The sequence below is a fragment of the Bradyrhizobium sp. Leo170 genome (assembly GCF_004296405.1).
In the GTDB taxonomy this organism is placed as follows: Bacteria; Pseudomonadota; Alphaproteobacteria; order Rhizobiales; family Xanthobacteraceae; genus Bradyrhizobium.
Map to the genome: position 1 here is coordinate 1 of NZ_PSRR01000069.1, position 20,901 is coordinate 20,901.

The following is a 20,901-nucleotide window of genomic DNA, read 5'->3' on the forward strand; positions in this document are numbered from 1 at the left end:
CTAGAGCGTGATGACTTTTCTTCGAATCGTCATCCCGCTCCAGCTCTTTGTTTGAGCATGATCTTTTTCGGAAAACCGGTCTCCACTTTTCCGGATCATGCTCTAAGCTACCGGACGCGCTCAAAAGTTATGCGGATCCGTGTTCCTTCCGGCCTCTGGAAGTTTTCTGTCATTCGATCGCCGTCCACGATGAGCGTAAGCTCGTTGCGAGTACGTTCACTTCCAATCCAATTTGGAAAGGTCGAAACCTCCACCTTGTTGCCACTGAATTCTCCGTTCTGATCGACCGTGTATGTACCTGCGAACCCGATAGCTCCGGCCATGGCTGCTCGATTTTCTTGATCCGTCCCGTTGCCGCGCGCACTCGACGCGAAGCGCGGAACCGTTGAGTCGTTCAGAACCTCGACGAAATGCATATCCTCGGTAAAGACGAGCATGCCGTTCGGTTTTGGCCCGTACGCCGGGAGGTTCCCTCCATCCGGATCGATCTGCGCGGCGACCATCCGCCATGTGCCCGCCACCTTGTTCAGTGGTCGCGCATTCGCCGACAACCCAGCTAGGGCGAAAAGCGCAGCGACGGATACAATCGCAATGGTAGATAGCTTCATGCTCATCTCAATTCTCCTGGCATCATGTTTACAAGCAATCGACCGTCAGCACGGAGCCATCGGTCCGGTTTCTCGAAGATAATCTGCTGTGCTCAGATACAAGCTGATGAGAAATCTTCCCCAATGTGCCCTCAACAGCAGTTGTCGATGCGCCGCACGTCCGCGGGATGTCGCCCGTTTCTCGATGAGCCTAATCAAGGTGTATGTCGCCCTCGCGGGCGACCCTGCTGAATAGCTCAATGTCGTCTTTCGTGCGCTGCGTGACCTCCTCTGGGCTGCGATATTGTGGAACAAGGCCGATCTCGCTCGTCTGACTGGCTATGCCGGCGTCACGTGAGATTTCCCTTACCGCTTCTTCGAGTCTTTGAACGATCGGTGCTGGCGTTCCGGACGGCGCATAAAGCGCGTGCCACCAAGTCGTCTCGGCGCCTGGCAATCCCGCCTGTGCCACGGTAGGAAGGTCCGGAAAGCGTGGATCACGATCCTTACCGGTGGTGACAAAAGCGCGGATTTGGCCAGCTTCCACGAAGGACTTCACTTCAGTCTGGGACGTGCAACTCACGAAATTCGCGACGACCGCCTGGATGCCGGGCGCATTACCTCGAAAGGGAATGTGCTGAACCTTGATGCCCGCCGCCTTGGCGAACAACTCGCTACTGAAGTGATTGCCGCCACCTATCCCTGAATTGGCGAATGAGAGCTTCTCGGGATTTCCTCTTGCGAACTCGATCAGTCCCTTTAGTTCGGTGAACGGCATTTGCGAATTGCAAACGATCATCGTGGCGAACCAGAAGATCTGCCCGAGAGGCACAAAATCCCTGAAAGGGTCGTATGGGAGCGATTTGATGAGTGCGGGATAGAGAGCATGAGTGATGGAAGTGCCATACAACAGCGTGTATCCGTCCGGAGCGGCTCGCGCTGCGTCTGCCGCTCCGATGCGCCCTCCAGCGCCCACTTTGTTCTCGATAACCAACGATTGACCGAGGATCGTGGAGAGCTTCTTGGCGAACACGCGCGCGCCCAAGTCTGCGCTGCTCCCGGCGGAGGCCGGTACCACAAGCCGGATTGGCCTCGAAGGATATTCCGCTGCCGCGAGTGAGCCGAGACCGCAAGCGAAAGTTAGGGCAATTACCCCAGCGAGGATTCTATAGCTCGACATTCTTGATCTCCAGTTGTTACGCACATGCTCACCGCCTGGCGGCAGTACGCGACGCTGAGCGCGAGTCGGCTTCGTGCTTCAGTCCGATACGGCGGAGATGACGAGGTCGGAAAGTCGCTGCGAACGCTTTCGTGATTTGTAGAGCTGCGGATACCCGACCACGAGATGGACGAATGTCAGTTGTCTTTCCGGGTCCACCCAAAACAGTTGCCCGCCAAAGCCGGATCCGCCGAAAGTGCTCGGTGAACTCAACGTACCCATGCTGGCAAGGAATACGCCTTCGCCTCGCACGTAAAACGACAGACCGATGTTCGCGGGAAATGGCTCGGTAAAATTGTTCTCGGCGGATGCCTTGTAGAGGCCACTCAGCTTTGTCCCTGTCTGGATCGTCGTCGCCGCCTTTATGATCGCCGGAGAAAGCACGCGCACGCCGTTCAGGGCTCCGCCCAGTCTGAACATCTCCGCGAAGCGATATTGATCGTAAGCCGTAGACACGGCGCCTCCAGCGGGAAATTCAACCGTGGCGCAGATTTCCGCGATGCGCTCGATATCTTGCTGAGGGATCGTCTCTTTGGAGTCGTCGCACATTGTGATAGGTGCGGATCGGTCGGCCAGATCATTCCGGCCGATCAATGTCAGCGCGGTGTCGGTCATGCCGGTCGGGACCAGGATTTCGTCGGCCATGATCTGCGTCAATGATCGATTCCGATCATCGAGCCGTCGCACGACTTCCCCCAGGATCGCATGGGCCGCACCGGCATGATAGTTTACGACACCGTCCGCTGCCAATTCGGGCGGCATCGCGCATATCTTGGCCACGTATGCTTCGTTCCCTTGGCTCCAATCCTCGACGGGATGTTGCATCGGGAGTCCAGCCTGATGGCTCAGGGTATCACGGATCGTCACTCGCTCTTTGCCGTTGCAGGCGAATTCCGGAATCACCTCGGCGATGCGTGTGGTGAGCGTCACCTGTCCGCGATCGATAAAGCGGAAGACGGTGGCGGCCGTGAGCTGTTTGGTTAGCGACATGACGGGGAGTACGTCGTCTGTCTTGATCTTCCGGCCGGCTTTTCGATCCGCAAAACCAATCGCTTCATGCATCACGATTTTTCCCCGGCGTGCGATGAGGATGACCGATCCATCGGACAGGCCGCTTTCGATGTCCGTCTCGATATCTTCCCGGAGGAGCGTCAGCTTTTCCTCGTCCATCCCGACATCCGCGGGCGATGTGTCGATTCTGATCATGGAAGTCCTCGAATTTCGATCTGTGGAGTAGGGCGCCTCAACGTCGATTGGGGAGGGCGGCTGCTCAGCAAGCGAAGGCCCTTGCGGCCGAAAAAAAATAGATTTAGATTCTAATTCTAGATTGGTCAAGGCCGAACTGCCTGCGGTATATTGCTTCATCAAACTGGATCGAACCGGACGGGACGCTGAGTGGCCAAACCAAGAAACGCATCACCAATCGGAGCTGAACAGCCTCAGGGTCTGGCGGCAATTTCGAAGCTCGCGCGCGTCAACGCCCCAAAGCAGGCGCGCAGCGAACAGAGATTGGCCGACATCGTACAGGCGCTGAACGTCCTCTTGGACGGCCGATCGTTCGACGACATTACCATCCCGGAAATCGCAGCGCGGGCCGGGTGCGTGCCAGCCTCGATCTATGCGAGATTCAAGGACAAGCGCAGTATCCTCGTGGCTCTGCACGAATCTTTTCGGAACCAGCAAGTTACGCAAATCGAAGAGAGCTTGAGTACAGATGCTCACAAGGATTTGTCGCTCGACGACTCGATACGGCTGATCCTGCGAAACCTCACCAGGCACTATTCTCGCAGGCAGCACATGTTGCGATCAACGCTCCTTCTCGACGATCAAGAAATCTACGAAGGGGCTGGAGCACTGATTGCGTTGGTTTCGACCCGCGTATCAGCCATCCTGCGTCAGAAACTGCCGAAACGTCGGATAATGTCCGAAGAGCGGGTCGACTTGGCTGTCCGCTCGGTCGTCGCACTCTTGCAGCAGCGGCTGATCTTTCGTCCGGCCTCGGTTGGCAGGTTCGCTCCATCCGACGATTCTCAAATCGCTTCAGAAATTACCATCGTCTTTCGCAGCATCCTGCAGATCGGCGATTGATCGGACTGGCTATCCTCGCGTGGTCGCTGGACGGCGCAACTCGAGACCGAGGTGCAAGGCTGCGGTCCCTACTCAAACGTGATCGACACTTCGCCCCGTTGGCGGTTCTTCGCAAAGCGCGCCTTAGACGAACTGATCCCAAATCAAAGGTATGGAAACGTGGACAGACAAGTGACGCTCATCACCGGTGCATCTCGGGGGATTGGCAGGCAGGTTGCCGTTGATTGCGCTCGAGAGGGCCACCCTGTGGTAATTAACTTCGCCAGGTCTCATGACGCCGCGGAGGAGGTCGTCGCGTCGATCGTCAACGCAGGGGGGCAGGCTATAGCAGTGCAAGGTGATGTAAGCGTTGAGGCGGATGCTCGCGGACTTATATCAGCGGCCGTCGATCAATATGGAAGGCTCGACTGTGTCATCAACAACGCCGGGGTTGGCGAGAAGATTCCCCTTGAAAGCCTGACGTCCGATGCATTCGACCAAGTGTTGAAGCTCAATCTACTCTCTGCATTTATGGTCTCGCAGGCGGCCATACCTCGCATGATGAAAAATGGTGGCCGGCTGATTTTCATGTCTTCAGGGGCCGCGAGGACGGGGGGAATCATCTCGGCAGCCTACGCAGCATCCAAGGCCGGAATGGAGGGGTTGATGCACTACTACGCGACGTATCTTCGCGAACATAGAATTACGGCAAATGCCATCGCTCCGTCGCTCATTGCCACCGACATGATCAATCGTGCTGCGCATCAGTCGGACAAGAGCCTCCCGCTCGGCCGTTTTGGACGTCCCGACGAAATCTGGCCTGCGGTTAGAATGATCATGGAAACCGAGTATCTTACCGGGCAGACGATCCATATTGACGCCGGGCGATATATGACGTGAGGTAGATAAAATGTCGCATTCGTAGGCAAAGTTGTTCAGATGCAGGTCGTTATCGCAAATCTAAGCGGAGCTGAGGGCTGCTATTGTGAAGGGTTTCGGCCGCCGAACGCGCGGCGCCGTCTTCAAGCGGCCAGCATCCGAAACCCTTCACAAAAGCGGCGTCGAGGCAAGCGCACAGCATCGGCCGCCTGAGACGATCGCGCGCGCCGGAGAAGGCGACGAGACGGCGATGCGGGTCTGGGTGCGCGAGGGCGCGAAGATCGGCCTGTCCTGCGCCGCCAATGCCGTGCTAACCGACCTCGTCAAACGCGTGGAGCGGAACGAGCTGAGCCCGGATCCACGGCACATCACGGAGCTGCGGTTGAACTGAGGTGCGCTCGCAAGAGCGGAGCAGGCCGGCACTGGCGTTGACATTCCCGCCGGTCGCATCCGAATTCGAGGACTTATCTAGCTGAAAAATAGGGTGAATTAGACGGCGGCAGCAAATTAGTCCGGAGGGGCTTGCGATAAGAGCATATACCTCTATTTTTACGAGCATATGCTCTCAACGGAAGGATGCTTGTCATGAGTGAGGCTGAGGTTCTTGTGAGCGGTGCTACCGGACGCACCGGCGGTGCTGCCATCGACGAACTGCTCAAGATGGGCAGGCGCGTGCGGGCCTATGTGCGCTCGAACGGTGAACGCGCCGCTGCTCTGCGGGCTCGCGGTGTCGATATCGCGGTCGGTGATTTCACCGACATCGACCGCATCCGTGCGGCCATGGAAGGCGTCCGATCGGCCTATTTCCTTCATCCGATAGCGCCGGGAATCGTCGGCGCTTCAGCCTATTTCGCGCAGGCCGCGAAGGAGGCGGGCGTTACTGCAATCGTCAACATGTCGCAGATCTCGCGCGCCGAGAGGCGAGAAGCCATGCTGCGCAGGACCACTGGGTGGCCGAGCGGATCTTCGATTGGTCAGGTGTCGCGACGACCCATCTCCGTCCCACCTTCTTCGCCGACTGGCTTGTCTACCCGCATCTCGGCAAGGATATCTGGGCCAGGAAGAAGATCGAATTCCCATTCGGGAACGGCCGTCACGCGCCCATCGCCAGCGACGACCAGGGGCGAGTCATCGCCCACATCCTGGCCAATCCAAAAGGCCACGAGGGCAAGACCTACACACTTCATGGCCCGGTCGAGATGAACCATGCTGAGATCGCCGCCGCCATGAGCAAGGTCCTTGGCGCCAACATCGAGTATGCGCCGACATCGATCGAGGAGTTCAAGCAGAACATGGAGCAAGTGCTCAAGTTTCCCCCGTTCCTGGTGCAGCACCTCGTCGAAGTCGCGCAGAACTATCGGGATGGCATCTTCGCGGGCACGAACGACAACGTCGAAAAGATCACCGGGACGCCCGCGCTTTCGGTGCCGGCTTTCATCGAAAAATACCGCCATGTCTTCGTTTGACAAGGCGCTGAAGATTCGGACCATCAACGGAGATCGCGAGGGGGAAAGATGCTGCTGGCCAACCAACCGCTCAGGGTCGACGAGTGCAACTGCAACGCCATGAGGAAGGCGAGCCGGCAGATCACCCGCTTTTACGATGCTCATCTTGAGCCGACTGGCCTGCGCATCACGCAATTTCTAACCCTGGCGGTCCTCAGTCAGGTGGGGAGTGCAGCGATCAATGCCCTTGCCGAACGCCTCGACATCGAACGGACGGCGATGGGGAAAATGGCCGGCTTTTTGGAGCGCGATGGCCTGATCAAAATCCGGCCGTCACCCACCGACGGTCGAAGCCGACTCATCGAACTCACCGAAAAAGGACGTCGTCTTCACGCTGAAGCGTCCCCTCTCTGGCGCGAAGCCCAGCGGCAATTCGAGCAAGTGAACGGTGCGAAAAATGTAACAGAGCTGCGCCGCGGATTGAGAAAGATGGTCGTCGGCAGCCTGGCGACAAGTTCATCCGAAGACTGAATTTCCCACCGCTTCAGACATGCCGGCGTCGCCGGCTGGGGCAAGACGCTCGCTCCAAGGTTCGCCTTCACGCCCTCGCAATAGCAGAACAAATTGATGTTACCGGGGGCGGAGCGGACAAACTTCGTCCCCGTGAATCGGGCTGGCTGCAAAAAGGCAGCACGTGCTCGAATCAAAGGCAGCAAGAAGCCCATCCGGCCGGAACGCACGCTCAACAGCGCAATTTCTTACGCACTTATGCCGTCGAGTTTGGCACGGTGGTTGCTTGAAGTGCATGGTGGACAGGAGACACCATGTCATCGCCCAAAGTGCAACTTCGTTTGAACGGCATCCGTAAGAGCTTTCCCGGAAAGGAAGCTGCGACGCAGGTTCTCGACGGCTTAACCTTCGATATCCATGAGCGTGATTTCGTCAGCATCATTGGCCCGAGTGGCTGTGGCAAGACGACGGTGTTCAATATTATCGCCGGCCTTGTGGATCCCGATGATGGCGTCATGCTCTATCGCGGCCAGGAAGTGGAAAGCTTACGCGGTCGCGTGGGCTATATGATGCAAAAGGATCTGCTTTTCCCTTGGCGCACGGTGCTGGACAACGTTCTGCTCGGCCTTGAGACCAAGGGCATCGATCCAAAACGGGCTCTGGATACCGCGAGGGAATATCTCAGCACGTTCGGTCTTTCCGGCTTTGAGAACTCATATCCCAAGATGCTGTCCGGCGGTATGCGTCAGCGCGTGGCCTTGATCCGCACTCTCGTGCTCGATCCCGACATCCTGCTCCTCGATGAGCCGTTCTCGGCGCTCGATTATCAGACGCGGCTGTATCTCGAGGGCATCCTGATGGAGGCGGTGGAAACCTTTCACAAGACCGTGATCCTCGTGACCCACGACATCGATGAGGCAGTGGCGCTTTCCAAACGTGTGGTCGTGCTCAGTCAACGTCCGGCGCGAGTCAAGGCCGTTCACGACATCGCGCTGAACGAACATTCTCCGATCGCAGCGCGAAGCGATCCACGCTTCTCCGGTTATTTCCACACGCTCTGTGCGGAGCTCGATATCCAGACCAGGAAGAGTGCATGACGGAAACGGCTCAAGTTGTAAAAACCGCGGCGCCCGCTCGCCCACGCGAGAAAAAGCGCCGCAATGTGTTCGATTCCCTTATCGGGCGAAGCGCTCTTCAGATACTCGCTGTTGTCGGTTTCTTCCTGCTTTGGGAAGCGGCGGTGCGATGCGGATGGTTGTCGGGCTTCCTTGTTGGTCAGCCGAGCGGTGTTCTGCGCAACCTCATCGGTTCCATCGCGAACGGCTCCCTTTTTGCTGATACCGGCTACACAATATTCGAGGCGATCCTGGGATTTACCTTCGGTACCGTGATCGGTTCGGTCATCGGCCTTGCGCTGTGGTATTCGGTGTTCGTGGCGCGGCTGGTGGAACCGTTCATCGCGGCCATCAATTCGGTGCCGAAAATCGCGCTGGCGCCAATCATCATCCTGTGGTTCGGCACCGGCTTGCTATCGAAGGTCGCGCTCGCGATCTCGCTCACCTCCATCGTCGCTCTCATCACCGCCTACCAGGCGGCAAAGGACGCGGACAAAGATCTCCAGGCGCTGCTTTTCTCCATGGGCGCATCCAAGCAGCAGATCTTCAAGCGGGTGATCGCGCCCTCGACCTTGCCCGCGATCATCGCCACCTTCCGCATCAATATCGGATTCGCCCTGGTGGGCGCGGTCGTGGGGGAATTCATCTCCTCCCAGCATGGTCTAGGCCACGTCATCTACGTGGCCTCGAGTCTTTACGATCTCAATACGGTGTGGGCCGGCCTGTTCACGCTGATGCTCGTTGGCTTTCTTTTCTACCACTTGGTCGAGGTCATCGAGAACTGGCTGCTTCCGTGGAAGCAACAGCAGGGCGGCACGCAGATCAACGTTTGATCCTCTTTCAGGAGACTTCCAAAAATGAGACGGCGACTTCCGAAACTGAGCACTCTTTCCGTTGCCCTCGCTCTTGCTCTCGGCATAACCGCAGCAGGGCCGGCTTCCGCCGAGATGAAGAAGGCGACCATCTCTCAGGCGTTTCAATCCCTGCTATACTTGCCACTCTATGTCGGCATGAACGAGGGCTTTTTCGAAAAGCAGGGGCTTGATCTCAACAAGGAAAGCGCCGGCTCCGGAAGCGTTGCTCTCTCGGCCGTGATCTCCAAGAGCGCGCAATTCTCGCTTCATGGACCCGAATGGACGGCCATCGCTGCGTCCAAGGGCGCACCGGTGAACACGATCGCCAACGTCGTGAATGGCGCCGCCGTATGGATCGCCGCCACGCCCGACTTCAAGTTCGACAGTGTGAAAGATCTCAAAGGCCAGAAGATCGTAACTGGGCTGATGCCGACCACCAGCACCTCACTGTTCATCAAGCTGTTGAAGGAAAACGGCATGGATGCCAGCAAGGACGTCGAGATGATTCAGGTTCCGCTCGGCACCGAGCCCGGTCCCTTCGTCGCCGGCCGGGCCAAGGTGGCGGTCATGTACGAGCCTGGCCTCGACCAGGTGGTGGCCAAGGGCATGAAGGTGGTGGTCGGCTTCCCGAAACTGTACGGCGCCTATGCCTTCTCTACCATCACCGCGCGCAACGATGTCGATCCGGACCTTGCCCAGCGGCTGACCAATGGCCTCGAAATGGCGGTGCGTTTCATGCACAAGAACGAGGCGCGCACGGTGGCAATCGCGCAGAAGGAATTCCCGAATCTTGAGCCTGCCGTGGTGGAAGCGGCGGTAAAGCGCATGCTTGCCGACAACGTTTACCCCACCAGTGTCGATATCACGCCCGACGCGCTGAAGCTTGCGCTCGAGACGCAGATCGCGCTCGGCAATCTCGCCGCCCAGCCTGACTACAAGACCTTCGTTCCGAGAACCTATATCGAAAAGGCGATATCCACGAACTGACCTTCGCCGATCTTCGTCGCAACGGCTTCGGGCTGACCCCGGAGCCGTTTGCCTTTTGACCTTCCTCACCTTGGTTATGGGCCCTTCCGAACATGAACTTCGCGCAAGACCATTCTGGCCTCCTCGAAATCATCAGCATGATCGCTGGGGGCTCGGCACAAGCGCAGAACCTGATTGCGGCCAGTCACGCGCGCGCCGCGGCTGTCGAACCTGATCTTCGCGCCTTCGCTTATTTGCCGTCCGAACCGCCCATCGCTTCAGCGGGAAATGGGCCACTCGCAGGTGTCGCGGTCGGTGTGAAAGATCTCATAGACACGGCTGATATGCCGACCACCTACGGTTCGCCGGTGTATGCAGATCACCAGCCGAATGAGGATGCCTGGGTCGTCAGCCGCCTGAAAGATCTCTCGGCGACGGTTCTCGGCAAGACGGTCACCACCGAATTCGCATGGCGCGAACCCGGCCCGACCCGCAACCCTTGGAATCCAAGGCACACGCCCGGCGGTTCTTCCTCCGGCTCTGCAGCGGCCGTTGCAAGCGGATCGGTGCAAGCGGCGCTGGGCACGCAGACTCTGGGTTCGATCCTGCGACCTGCCGCCTATTGTGGTGTGGTGGGATTAAAACCCAGCTTCGGCACCATCAGTCTGAAGGGCGTCCATCCGCTCTCGCAATCCCTGGACCATCTCGGCCTGTTCGCCCGCAGCGTGGATGACGCCGCGTATCTGCTGGCGCTGCTGGCGGGTGGCCCCGGTGCTTCTCGGCAGGCGCCGCTTCAGATTTATCCTGAAGGCATTGATCCTTTTCCCGCACCGCGGATCGCGTGGCTTCGTCCGGCGGCAACGCCGGCCTTGGACGAAAGCCAAAGCGCGCTGCTCGCGCAAGTCGCCGCTCTCTTCAGAGATGCCGGAGCGATCGTCGAGCCGTTTACGTTGCCTGCGGAGTTCGAGCAACTGCCAGCCCTCTCGGCTACGCTCTGCGGCGCGGAAGGGGCGGCGAATTTCGGTGCTCTCGTCACACGTTTCCCGGACAAGACCAGCGCCCGACTTAAGGCCCTCGTCGAACGCGGCGCGTCGATTTCCGCGACCGAGTATATTTCCGCCCGCGCGAGGCAGCTTGCGCTCCGCGCCGATTTCACCCGCGCGCTCGCAGGCTTCGACGGTGTTCTTACGACCGCAGCAACGGGTGAAGCGCCGGAAGGATTGTCCGATACCGGCGACCCTGGCCTGTGCGTGCCTTGGACAACTCTCGGGGTACCGGCGATCGCATTGCCTGCCGGCATCGGGCCGAGCGGCCTGCCCATGGGAATCCAGCTTGTCGCGCCATTCGGCGAAGACCTGAAGCTGCTGCGGATCGCCAAATGGTGCGAAACCTCGCTCGCTATCAAGACCGGGCGCCAGCAGAGCGAATAGATGCCGTGGGGGAAAGCGCGATATCTTCCCGCCTGCGCTGATCGCGACCGATTATGTCGCGCCTTGGTTCTGATGGTCACGGATAGAAGCATCACTGAACAGGCTCCAGCCATTGCAGACTATCAGTGGCATCGCCCGAGACGATCGCGCATGCCGGGGAGGGCGACTCGACGGCGCTGCGCGTGTGCGGCGAGCAGCGCTTCAAGGACGGCAAGCGCACCTCTTCAGAGCCGCATCCCTCGATGGGCCAAGACGTACAGAAGGGCCGGCGCACCGAGATCGAATTCCTCAATGGTTTCGTGGTGCGCGAGGGCGAAAAGATCGGTCTGCCGTGCACGGCCAATGCTGTGGTGACGGATCTCGTCAAGCGCGTGGAGCGTAATGAGCTTGAGCCCGGATCCGCCGCACATCACGGAACTGCGGTTGAACTGAGTCGGTTTGTCCGCCTTTGATGCGCTCGCAATAGCAGAGCCGGTTGACGTCTGAACGACCGGGCGGAGCAGACAAACTCCGTCCGCTTAAATCGGACAGCTACGGGCCTTGGGGCCCGACGGGCGATTCGAGACGGTCGCGAGATGGCACCTGCAACGAAAAATGCCACGTCGATCCGTCCAATTGCCGAAAATGCATAGTCCGCCGCTGGGGAGCAGCGCTAACGTTTAGGTTCACTCAGGTTGTTGGCGCAGCATCGCTCGGGCCAGGTCGGTGCCATAAATTTCCAGACACTTATTCGTCCGAGGCCCGAGGCAAATCAAAGGAGGACGTAATGAGTAAGCTCTTTTCGGCAGCACTGATCGCTGTGGCCATGTTCGCTAGTCCGGCCATGGCGGCGTGGTACGACAAAAACGGCGCAGTCATCCATCCCTCCCGCGTCGTTCACTGCATCCGGGCTCCAGACACTGGCCAGTTTGCCGGAGGTCCGTGGAATAATCCTCCTTGCGAACCGGCAACCCGGGGCTCAGGCACCAGGGCGGCGTGGCGCAACAGAAACGGCGCTGTCATCCCTGCCTCCCGCGTCGTTCACTGCATCCGGGCTCCAGACGTTGGCCAGTTTGCCGGAGGTGCGTGGAGTAATCCTCCCTGCGAACCGGCAACCTGGCGCTGAGGCGTCAGGTAGCACTACGGTACGGCCAGTTACACTCCTGCCACTGCACGCGGCAGGAGTTCATTGGTACGCGGCGATGACCCAGGTGTTCGCAAGCCCGAGCCGTAAAACCATTGTGCAGGGAAAGCCGGAGTGAATCCGGTAGAACCTGTGGTCCTACCCCGTGCTTTCTTTGCACGGGACCCATGGGTGCAATCGGCACCCGGCTTTCCCTGCGCCCTCTGCTCAATGAGAGGGTGAAACGTACGCAAACCTCGGGCACCACATGCCGCGAGAATGCGGACTCGTATCCATCCCTCACTCCACCGTCATGCCCCGCGCAGGCGGGGCATCCAGTACCCGGCGGCCTAGCGGTTCAAGCACCGCCGCCTCTGGAACACTGGATCGTCCGCCGGAGCCTGTCATCGGGCGGCGCTTTGCGCCGAGCCGGTGGCGGACGATGACAGCGGAAGGCTGTTTGACATTTGAATCAGGGACTCTCCGTCGTCATTGCTGCGAGTGAAACGATCTGTCCGCGGGCGGCTGTCGCATGCTTTCATTCTGACGGCGATCCAATCGTTTGATCTAGTGCGGTTTTTCGCCGTTCATTCCGTTTCGTGGGAAACAAAATCAGGGTCGTTGAGATCGTCGGTCGCTCCCGTGATCATCAGGCCGATGCAACATCAGCGAGGCGCGACATGGCGAAGATGCGGGCGGTCGATGCGGCGGTGCGTATTCTGGAGAAAGAAGGGGTAGCTTGCGCGTTCGGTGTTCCCGGCGCGGCGATCAATCCGCTCTATTCGGCGCTGAAGAAGCGTGGCTCGATCCGGCATATCCTCGCGCGTCATGTCGAGGGCGCATCCCACATGGCGGAGGGGTACACCCGCGCCAAGTGCGGCAACATCGGTGTCTGCATCGGCACGTCGGGTCCGGCGGGTACCGATATGATCACCGGGCTCTATTCGGCGATCGCCGATTCCATTCCGATCCTCTGCATCACCGGGCAGGCGCCGCGGGCGCGGCTCTACAAGGAGGATTTCCAGGCCATCGATATCGAGTCGATCGCAAAGCCGGTGACGAAATGGGCGGTCACGGTGCGCGAGCCTGGCCTCGTGCCGCGCGTGTTCAGCCAGGCGTTCCACCTGATGCGCTCGGGGCGTCCGGGTCCCGTGCTGATCGACCTGCCGCTCGACGTGCAACTCGCCGAGATCGAATTTGACGACGAGACCTATGCGCCGCTGCCGGTCTACAAACCAACCGCGACGCGCGCGCAGATCGAGCGGGCGCTCGAAATGCTGAATATGGCCGAGCGGCCGCTGATCGTGGCCGGCGGCGGCGTCATCAACGCCGATGCATCCGAACTGCTGGTGAATTTCGCCGAAACCGTCAACGTGCCGGTGGTGCCGACTCTGATGGGCTGGGGCGCGATCCCCGACGACCACGTGCTGATGGCCGGGATGGTCGGGCTGCAGACCAGCCATCGCTACGGCAATGCCACCATGCTGCAATCCGATTTCGTGCTCGGCATCGGCAACCGCTGGGCCAACCGGCACACCGGCTCGATCGAGACCTACACCAAGGGCCGCACTTTCGTGCATGTCGACATCGAGCCGACGCAGATCGGCCGCGTGTTCAATCCGGACCTCGGCATCGTGTCCGACGCCAAGGCGGCGCTTGAACTGTTCGTCAGTGTTGCGAAGGAATGGCGGAAAGCCGGAAAGCTCCGCGAGCGGCAGGCGTGGCCGGCCTCATGCCAGGATCGCAAGCGCACGATGCTGCGCAGGAGCCATTTCGACGATATGCCGATCAAGCCGCAGCGGGTCTATCAGGAGATGAACCGCGCTTTCGGCCGCGACACCTGCTACGTCACCGTGATCGGACTGTCGCAGATCGCCGGCGCGCAATTCCTGCGCGTCTATCATCCGCGCAACTGGATCAACGCCGGGCAGGCGGGACCCCTGGGCTGGACGCTGCCTGCGGCGCTCGGCGTGCGCGCCGCCGATCCGGACCGCGAAATCGTCGCGCTCTCGGGCGACTATGATTTCCAGTTCCTGATTGAGGAGCTCGCAGTCGGGGCGCAGTTCAAATTGCCGTACATCCATATCGTCGTGAACAATTCCTATCTCGGCCTGATCCGCCAGGCGCAGCGCGGTTTCGACATGGACTACCAGGTGCAATTGTCGTTCGAGAACATCAACGCGCCCGAGATCGGCTCTTACGGCGTCGACCACGTCGCGGTCGCCGAAGGCCTCGGCTGCAAGGCGATCCGCGTCACCGACCCGAACGATGCGCAGGCGGCATTCGCGACCGCGCGCGAATGGATGGCGAAGTATCGGGTACCGGTCGTGGTCGAGTTCATCCTCGAGCGCGTGACCAATATCGCGATGGGTACCGAGATCGACAACGTCGTGGAGTTCGAGGAACTGCTCGACTTGCCGCTGGACGAGGTGCCGCCGCGCGTTGATGCGCGCCAGCCCGGCAAATTGCTGCCCGCCGAGTAAGGAGTTGGATTGTGCCGAAATTTGCTGCCAATCTCACGATGCTGTTCGGGGAACTGCCGTTCCTGGAGCGCTTCGCCGCCGCCAAGGCCGCCGGTTTCAATGGCGTCGAATATCTGTTCCCCTATGACTTCGATAGAGCCGAGCTGCGCGAGCAGCTTGATAAGTACGGCTTGATCCAGGTCCTGCACAATCTCCCCGCCGGCGATTGGGCGGGAGGCGAGCGCGGCATTGCGATCTTTTCCGATCGGGTCGATGAATTCCGGGACGGTGTCTTTCGCGCCATTGATTACGCCAAGGCGCTCGACTGTCGGCAGTTGAATTGCCTGGTCGGTATCGCACCGCGCGACGCCGATCCGCTCGAATTGAACGAGGTGCTGGTCAACAATCTGCGCTTTGCCGCCAACGCGCTCGCCAAGGAGCAAATCAAGCTCCTGGTCGAGCCGATCAACACGCTCGATATCCCCGGCTTCTTCCTGAACCGTACCGAGCAGGCGGCGCAGCTCATCGCCGACGTGGGCTCGAGCAATCTCTTCATCCAATATGACATCTACCACATGCAGGTGATGGAGGGTGACATCGCCCGCACCGTGCAAAAATACCTGGCGCGCATCGAGCATATTCAGCTCGCCGACAATCCCGGCCGCAACGAGCCGGGCACCGGTGAGATCAACTACCCCTTCCTGTTCCGTCATCTCGACGCGATTGGTTATCGCGGCTGGGTCGGATGCGAATACAAGCCGCGGACGACGACCGTTGACGGTCTCGGTTGGCACGCGGCGCTCACGCTCGTCACTTGATTTGCAGGGGAATATCGCAATGGCAAAGATTGGATTCATCGGCCTCGGCACCATGGGACGCCCGATGGCGGGTCACCTTCAAGCGGCTGGTCATCGCCTGTTTCTGCATGACGTCGGGCCGATCCCGCCGGAGCTGGTCTCGGGCGGCGGTGTCGTCTGCAAATCGGGCGGGGAGGTCGCGCAGGAAGCGGAAGCCGTCATTATCATGGTGCCTGATACGCCGCATGTGGAGGCGGTGTTGTTCGGCCCCGGCGGCGTCGCCGAAGGACTGTCGAAAGGCAAAATCGTCGTCGACATGAGCTCGATCTCGCCGCTTGCGACGAAGGAATTCGCGAAGAAGATCGAGGCGCTTGGCGCAGACTATCTCGATGCGCCGGTGTCCGGTGGCGAGGTCGGCGCCAAGGCGGCGAGCCTGACCATCATGGTGGGCGGGCCAGAGCGTGCGTTCAACACGATGAAGCCGGTGTTCGAGAAGATGGGCAAGAACATCACGCGTGTCGGCGGCAACGGTGACGGACAGACCACCAAGGTCGCCAACCAGATCATCGTTGCGCTGACGATCGAGGCGGTCGGTGAAGCCTTGCTATTTGCTTCGAAAGCCGGTGCAGACCCCGCGCTGGTGCGGCAGGCGCTGATGGGCGGCTTCGCGTCGTCGCGGATTCTGGAAGTGCATGGCGAACGCATGGTGAAGCGCAATTTCGATCCGGGCTTCCGTATCGAATTGCATCAGAAGGATCTCAACCTCGCGCTCGAAGGCGCCCGCGCGCTCGGACTTTCACTGCCGAGCACCGCGATTGCGCAGCAATTGTTCAATTCCTGCACGGCTCACGGCGGCAAGGCGTGGGACCATTCGGCGATGGTGCGCGCGCTCGAGATGATGGGAAATCACGAGATCGGCGCGGCTTGATACGCAGCGCGGGAACCGCCGAAATCCATATCGATTCTCCGCGTTCACCATCATGGAACCGGAACAACTGTCGAGGAGGATGGTTGAAGGCGCATCGTCAATTTCAATTGGAGAGAATGATGACCAAGCGTCTTGCCATCTCTGTCATTGCCGCGTCGCTGCTCGCGTCGAGCGCAGCCTTCGCGCAGTCCACCACGGTGGAGGGCGCAGAGAATGGGGCCCGCGCGGGCGGACAGGTCCTGGGCCCCGTGGGCGAGATCGTCGGCGGCACCGTCGGTGCGGCGGTCGGCGCTGGGTTGGAAATCCCGAACGCCGTGATCGGCTCGATCCCGCGCGACGAGCCGTCGGTCGTGGTACACGAGCGTGTCGTGGTCGGCGAACCACTGCCGTCCACAGTCGAATTGCGCACCGTGCCGAGCCACACGGAATATCGCTATGCCATCGTCAATGAGCGCCGGGTGATCGTCGAGCCGCGCACCCGCAGGGTGATCAAGATCATCGACTAACGAAGACCTGCGTACGCGTCGATCCTCGCGGGCACGTCGCCTGCGGGGATCGTTCTGTGCGTTACAACGGCTGCCGCACGCCGAGGCCAAGCATGAAGCGTTCCCTGATCTGCACGGGATCGCGACGGGTCGCGCCGGTGCCGGGCTTGTCGTCGATGCGCACGCCGATCAACGTCGGGCCTTCCGAGGCGAGCGACTGATCGATCAGGCGCTCGAAATCATCCTCGTCGGCGGCCCAGGCGCTGTTGGGAAGACCGCTCGCCACGGCGATGGCAACGAGATCGGAGGCCGCCGCTGCCGGAGTCGGCTGCGCGCCGGTGATCTGATAGATGCCGTTGTCCATCACGACCATGGTGAGGTTCTTCGGCGCCAGCGTCGCGATCGTCGAGAGCGAGCCGAGCTGCATCAGGAGCGAGCCGTCGCCCTCCAGCGCGAACACGCGCCGCTTGGGCTGCGCCAGCGCCACGCCGAGCGCGATCGGAAACGCGAGCCCCATGCTTCCCAGCATGTAGAAGTTCTGCGGCCGATGGCCGGCGGCCCAGAGGTCGAAATTGGTGTTGCCAATGCCGCCGACCACGGCCTCTTCGTTCTTCAGCCTTGCGACGAGACGCGAGGTGAGATCGAACCGGTTCATCACCTTGGTGTTGCGGGCTGGGGTTTTGCTTGCCGTGTTCATGGGACCGCTCACTTGTCAAAGACCTTGCCGCCGGTGAGCAGCGGCGAGAGGATCAGCGCCACCGGCGCCTGCGTGGCGACGGCCTGCTTGATCGAGCGGTCGACGATGAACTCGAACTCGTCGAGCCGGGTCGCCGTGTGATGCTCCATCGCCAGCGAGTCGAGCACCGGCCGCATGGTGCGGCAGACCAGCGCCTGACCGTAATTGAATTCGCCGAGCGTGCCGCGCTCGGAGACGAACATGATCACCGGGATCTGGTAGGGGATCGCGAGCGAGGCCAGGACATTCGCGAGCGTCGCGAAGCCGGAGGTCTGCATCAGCGCCGCGCCGCGCACCCCGCCCATCCAGGCGCCGGAGACGATGCCGACCGCTTCCTCCTCGCGCGCGGCGGGAAAGGTCGTGAAGAAGGGATCGGCGTGCAGGTTCTTGATCAGCGGCGTCAGCACACGGTCCGGCACATAGGGCACGAGGCTGACCTCGTTGCGCTTGAGCGTCTGCAGCACGATGCCGTGCCAGCTCTTCTCCGCTGCGGTCTTGAGCGAGCTTTCATCCTCCGCGAGCGCCATGTCTGCTCTCCCTAACATCCCGCGACGCTGCGGCCGCTTTCTCGCGGCAAAACTTCACCCGACCGGCGCGATTGTCAACATGTCGCAGTCGCAACGCGACCTGCGGTTTCCGCTGGTGCGGATCGCGGTCCGCCATGCGATACAGGCGGAAACGACAATAGGACGACAGCAATGGGAGGAAAGTCATGGCCAATCGGTTCAGGCGAGCCGCCATTGCGGCAGTCATGTCCTCCACGGCCGTTTCCGGCCAAGCCCGTTGATATTCCAGGACCTGAGCTGAAAGTTGCAGAAGGACATGACCGTCAACAACAAGCGCGTCTTCTACGTCAAATATCTCGCCCACAACATCTACGCGGACATCCTCAAGAGCCGCCCCGACGTGCGGCTGGACCGGCTGGAGAATGAGAGCCCCGATGAGGTCGCGGCACCCGTCCTCGAAGCGGCCCATGCCTACCAGATTGGCGCGGCGCGCGACGAACTGGCGCGGCACTTCCATGTCGACCAGGATCTGCTCCGCCGCACGCCGAACCTCCTGATCGTCTCCTCCAACGGCGCAGGCTTCGATCCTGTCGACGTCGACGCCTGCACCGCGGCCGGCGTGCTCGTGGTCAACCAGTCCGGCGGCAACGCCAATTCCGTGGCCGAACACGCGCTGGGGATGTTGTTGACCCTGTCGAAGCGGATCATCGAATCCGATCGTGTGCTGCGGCGCCAGCGGGACGTCAACCGCAATGCGCTGATCGGCAACGAAGCGCAGGGCAAGACCATCGGCATCATCGGTCTCGGCAATGTCGGCCGCCGGATTGCCGAGCTCTGCAGGGGGCTCCTGCACATGAAGGTGATCGCCTACGATCCCTATTTGAGCGCCGAGGAGATGGGCAAGCGGGGAGGCGAGAAGGTCGAGCTCGACGAGCTGCTGCGCCTTGCCGACTATGTCTCGATCAGTTGCCCGCTGACGAAGGAAAGCCGCGGCATGATCGGCGGGCGCGAATTCGCGCTGATGCAGCAGCATGCGTTCTTCATCACAACGGCGCGCGGCTTCATCCATGACGAGGAGGCGCTGGAGGATGCGCTGCGCAACAAGCGCATCGCCGGCGCCGGCCTGGACGTCTGGGCCAAGGAGCCGCCGCCGCCGGAGCATCCGCTGCTGCAGTTCGACAATGTGCTCGCCAGTCCCCATACGGCCGGCGTCACCCGGGAAGCGCGCGAGAACATGGGCCGGATCGCCGCCGAGCAGGTCCTGGACGCGCTCGACGGCAAGCGGCCGCCGCGGATCATCAATCCCGAGGTCTGGCCGGCCTACGCCAGGCGGTTTGAGCGGGCGTTCGGGTTTGCGCCGAAGTAGGGCCATGCTGATTTTGGTCAAATCTACTGCCGAATGCACAGGCAGCGGAAGACGTGGAACCGCGCCGGATCGGGGTTGCCGGCGTGGCGTTCGCCGGCGCGCGGGATCGCGGCACGATTGGCGGTCATCGGCCCTTGATTTCCCTCAACTCTTTTTCCCAGAATGCTAGTATCCAAATTCCGACGCTACCCTGTAGCAGGAGGCTCCCATGTCACGATTTGTCGTTAGCTTCATGAAAGACGTACTCGGTGACAATGGTCGCGAACGGGAGGTTTGCCAGAGTTCGCTGGAAATCAATGCCTCGAACGAAGGTCAAGCCGCGGAAATGGCCAAGCAGAAATTCTGCGAGACGCAGGCGCTGTGTGACTGGTCGCTGCACGCTGACCGCATCCGGATCGACTCGGCAGATTTTCCCTCATAGTCATTCGCTCGCTTGAAATCAGCTCAGGCGCCGCAACGTCGCCGAGGGGCTCTCGCCGAACTTCGCGCGATAAGCACTTGCCATCCGGCTCAGATGGGTGAAGCCGAGATCGAAGGCGATGTCGACGACGCGTTCGTCCGGCCGCGCCGCTTTCAGCCGGGCATTGAGCCGGGCGAGCCGTATGTCCTGCAGCATCGCCGAAATGGTCGTCCCGAAATGGCGGCGGAAGCCGAGCTGTAATGCGCGAATACCGACGCCGGCTTCGTCGGCGAGTTGCACGAGATCGAGCGGCTCATCGACCTGGGCCTCGAGCCAGGCGCGCGCTCGCTTTAGCGCTATCGGCTGCGTCTCGACGCGGCCTTCGAAGATGGCGATCGCCCGGCTCAAACCATGATGCTGTCCGTTGAGTAGCGCGCTCAGCAATCGTTCCCGCCAATCGGCTGCCGCCAGGGGTGACAGGCGCTTCGCCGGACCAAGACTCTCGGCTCTCTCCACGAGATCGCAGATACCTGCCTGAAGAGCATGTCCAAACGGTGTGGTGAGGTCGACCGATGGATCGAACTCGACCGCTCTCGCCGACGTCCCAGCGAGCGCTGCCGCGCGATGTTCCACGAGCTTGCGATCGAGCAGCAGGATGAGCTGGGCGCAATCCTGTCGCCACGTCATCTGCGTCGGCACGGTCGGCGACAGCAGCGATGCCGCGGCGCCACGCGCAGTCGTCACCTCGCGCGCCGCCGTCCGTATCTCCGCGCAACCATGTAGCGGGATCTGCAGCAGGAAAAACCGGTCGAGGCAGCCGGGATCGATCGAGACCGATCCGCCATAGGCGACATAGTTCACCGAAAACCCGTCGAAGGCTGCGCAATTGTGCTGGGCGCTGAAGTCGTTCTCGGAATGGCCGATCGGCTTCAGTTCATGCGGGCAGAAAATCCGTCCGATCGCCTCGGCGGCGTCATCGACACTGGCGGTCGAGACGCGGGCGAAATCCGCAAGCCGGGTGTTGGTCAAGGCACCTGCGTTCATCGC

General features: G+C 60.8%; 23 protein-coding genes and 1 pseudogene. 18 read left to right on the forward strand and 6 right to left on the reverse strand.

The features are described from left to right. Positions 1–107 precede the first annotated feature (107 nt). The 3 genes from CWO89_RS14555 to CWO89_RS14565 form a co-directional block, all read right to left on the reverse strand. Positions 108–614, reverse strand: a complete 507-nt coding sequence (locus CWO89_RS14555) for a lipocalin-like domain-containing protein (protein WP_130579488.1) — start codon at positions 612–614, stop codon at positions 108–110. A 184-nt stretch (positions 615–798) separates the two neighbouring features. Beyond that, positions 799–1,632 carry a Bug family tripartite tricarboxylate transporter substrate binding protein gene (locus tag CWO89_RS14560; RefSeq protein WP_165421147.1) on the reverse strand — a complete coding sequence of 278 codons (834 nt, stop codon included), beginning with the start codon at positions 1,630–1,632 and terminating at the stop codon, positions 799–801. A 213-nt stretch (positions 1,633–1,845) separates the two neighbouring features. After that, positions 1,846–3,012 (reverse strand): serine hydrolase domain-containing protein, encoded by a 1,167-nt coding sequence (locus CWO89_RS14565; RefSeq protein WP_165421148.1) that lies wholly within the window; start codon positions 3,010–3,012, stop codon positions 1,846–1,848. Positions 3,013–3,201: 189 nt separating this feature from the next. Between CWO89_RS14565 and CWO89_RS14570 the strand changes: the two genes are divergently transcribed. The 15 genes and pseudogenes from CWO89_RS14570 (at position 3,202) to CWO89_RS14640 (ending at position 16,867) form a co-directional block, all read left to right on the forward strand. Continuing rightward, entirely contained in the window at positions 3,202–3,894 is a 693-nt protein-coding gene (locus tag CWO89_RS14570; protein WP_130579491.1) for a TetR/AcrR family transcriptional regulator, read from the forward strand. A gap of 171 nt (positions 3,895–4,065) precedes the next feature. After that, a complete protein-coding gene (locus CWO89_RS14575) occupies positions 4,066–4,773 on the forward strand; it encodes an SDR family NAD(P)-dependent oxidoreductase (RefSeq protein WP_165421149.1) in 708 nt (235 codons plus the stop codon). A gap of 85 nt (positions 4,774–4,858) precedes the next feature. After that, on the forward strand, positions 4,859–5,143 hold the full coding sequence (locus tag CWO89_RS14580) for a hypothetical protein (RefSeq protein WP_130579493.1): 285 nt from the start codon (positions 4,859–4,861) through the stop codon (positions 5,141–5,143). 194 nt (positions 5,144–5,337) lie between these two features. Then, positions 5,338–5,607, forward strand: a pseudogene (locus tag CWO89_RS49525) (NmrA family NAD(P)-binding protein); the annotation flags it as partial. A gap of 95 nt (positions 5,608–5,702) precedes the next feature. Continuing rightward, complete coding sequence (locus tag CWO89_RS49530) at positions 5,703–6,218, forward strand: Rossmann-fold NAD(P)-binding domain-containing protein (RefSeq protein ID WP_245476284.1); 516 nt, start codon at positions 5,703–5,705, stop codon at positions 6,216–6,218. Positions 6,219–6,266: 48 nt separating this feature from the next. Then, positions 6,267–6,728: a MarR family winged helix-turn-helix transcriptional regulator gene (locus CWO89_RS14590; protein WP_130579494.1), complete on the forward strand. Its 462-nt coding sequence runs from the start codon at positions 6,267–6,269 to the stop codon at positions 6,726–6,728. A gap of 293 nt (positions 6,729–7,021) precedes the next feature. Next, on the forward strand, positions 7,022–7,804 hold the full coding sequence (locus CWO89_RS14595; protein ID WP_130579495.1) for an ABC transporter ATP-binding protein: 783 nt from the start codon (positions 7,022–7,024) through the stop codon (positions 7,802–7,804). Continuing rightward, positions 7,801–8,655, forward strand: coding sequence for an ABC transporter permease (locus tag CWO89_RS14600; protein WP_130579496.1), 855 nt, complete (start codon positions 7,801–7,803; stop codon positions 8,653–8,655). The genes CWO89_RS14595 and CWO89_RS14600 overlap by 4 nt, the downstream gene beginning before the upstream one ends. A gap of 24 nt (positions 8,656–8,679) precedes the next feature. Further along, positions 8,680–9,663 (forward strand): ABC transporter substrate-binding protein, encoded by a 984-nt coding sequence (locus CWO89_RS14605; protein ID WP_130579497.1) that lies wholly within the window; start codon positions 8,680–8,682, stop codon positions 9,661–9,663. A gap of 92 nt (positions 9,664–9,755) precedes the next feature. After that, on the forward strand, positions 9,756–11,072 hold the full coding sequence (locus CWO89_RS14610; protein WP_130579498.1) for an amidase: 1,317 nt from the start codon (positions 9,756–9,758) through the stop codon (positions 11,070–11,072). Positions 11,073–11,197: 125 nt separating this feature from the next. Next, on the forward strand, positions 11,198–11,524 hold the full coding sequence (locus tag CWO89_RS46940; RefSeq protein WP_207234481.1) for a ketopantoate reductase C-terminal domain-containing protein: 327 nt from the start codon (positions 11,198–11,200) through the stop codon (positions 11,522–11,524). A gap of 1,330 nt (positions 11,525–12,854) precedes the next feature. After that, the gene (gcl, locus tag CWO89_RS14625; RefSeq protein WP_130579499.1) at positions 12,855–14,657 is read left to right on the forward strand and encodes a glyoxylate carboligase; all 1,803 of its coding nucleotides are present in this window, start codon (positions 12,855–12,857) and stop codon (positions 14,655–14,657) included. Positions 14,658–14,668: 11 nt separating this feature from the next. Beyond that, positions 14,669–15,454 (forward strand): hydroxypyruvate isomerase, encoded by a 786-nt coding sequence (hyi, locus tag CWO89_RS14630; RefSeq protein ID WP_130579500.1) that lies wholly within the window; start codon positions 14,669–14,671, stop codon positions 15,452–15,454. 19 nt (positions 15,455–15,473) lie between these two features. Next, positions 15,474–16,361, forward strand: a complete 888-nt coding sequence (locus CWO89_RS14635) for a 2-hydroxy-3-oxopropionate reductase (RefSeq protein ID WP_130579501.1) — start codon at positions 15,474–15,476, stop codon at positions 16,359–16,361. 119 nt (positions 16,362–16,480) lie between these two features. Next, a complete protein-coding gene (locus CWO89_RS14640; RefSeq protein WP_130579502.1) occupies positions 16,481–16,867 on the forward strand; it encodes a DUF1236 domain-containing protein in 387 nt (128 codons plus the stop codon). Between the two features lie 61 nt (positions 16,868–16,928). On the opposite strand, the gene CWO89_RS14645 is transcribed toward CWO89_RS14640, so the two are convergent. Both CWO89_RS14645 and CWO89_RS14650 read right to left on the reverse strand, forming a co-directional pair. Continuing rightward, on the reverse strand, positions 16,929–17,543 hold the full coding sequence (locus tag CWO89_RS14645; RefSeq protein ID WP_130579503.1) for a thiamine pyrophosphate-dependent enzyme: 615 nt from the start codon (positions 17,541–17,543) through the stop codon (positions 16,929–16,931). 8 nt (positions 17,544–17,551) lie between these two features. Then, complete coding sequence (locus tag CWO89_RS14650; RefSeq protein WP_130579504.1) at positions 17,552–18,109, reverse strand: thiamine pyrophosphate-binding protein; 558 nt, start codon at positions 18,107–18,109, stop codon at positions 17,552–17,554. Between CWO89_RS14650 and CWO89_RS14655 the strand changes: the two genes are divergently transcribed. The 3 genes from CWO89_RS14655 to CWO89_RS14665 all read left to right on the forward strand — a co-directional run bounded on the left by CWO89_RS14655 (position 18,108) and on the right by CWO89_RS14665 (position 19,875). After that, the gene (locus CWO89_RS14655) at positions 18,108–18,389 is read left to right on the forward strand and encodes a hypothetical protein (RefSeq protein WP_130579505.1); all 282 of its coding nucleotides are present in this window, start codon (positions 18,108–18,110) and stop codon (positions 18,387–18,389) included. The two genes, CWO89_RS14650 and CWO89_RS14655, sit on opposite strands and share 2 nt — an antisense overlap. 15 nt (positions 18,390–18,404) lie before the next feature. After that, positions 18,405–19,454 (forward strand): hydroxyacid dehydrogenase, encoded by a 1,050-nt coding sequence (locus CWO89_RS14660; RefSeq protein ID WP_130579506.1) that lies wholly within the window; start codon positions 18,405–18,407, stop codon positions 19,452–19,454. A gap of 208 nt (positions 19,455–19,662) precedes the next feature. After that, a complete protein-coding gene (locus tag CWO89_RS14665) occupies positions 19,663–19,875 on the forward strand; it encodes a hypothetical protein (protein WP_130579507.1) in 213 nt (70 codons plus the stop codon). Between the two features lie 18 nt (positions 19,876–19,893). Here the strand turns inward: CWO89_RS14665 and CWO89_RS14670 are convergent, their stop codons facing one another. After that, positions 19,894–20,898, reverse strand: coding sequence for an AraC family transcriptional regulator (locus tag CWO89_RS14670; protein ID WP_130579508.1), 1,005 nt, complete (start codon positions 20,896–20,898; stop codon positions 19,894–19,896). Between the last annotated feature and the right edge of the window lie 3 nt (positions 20,899–20,901).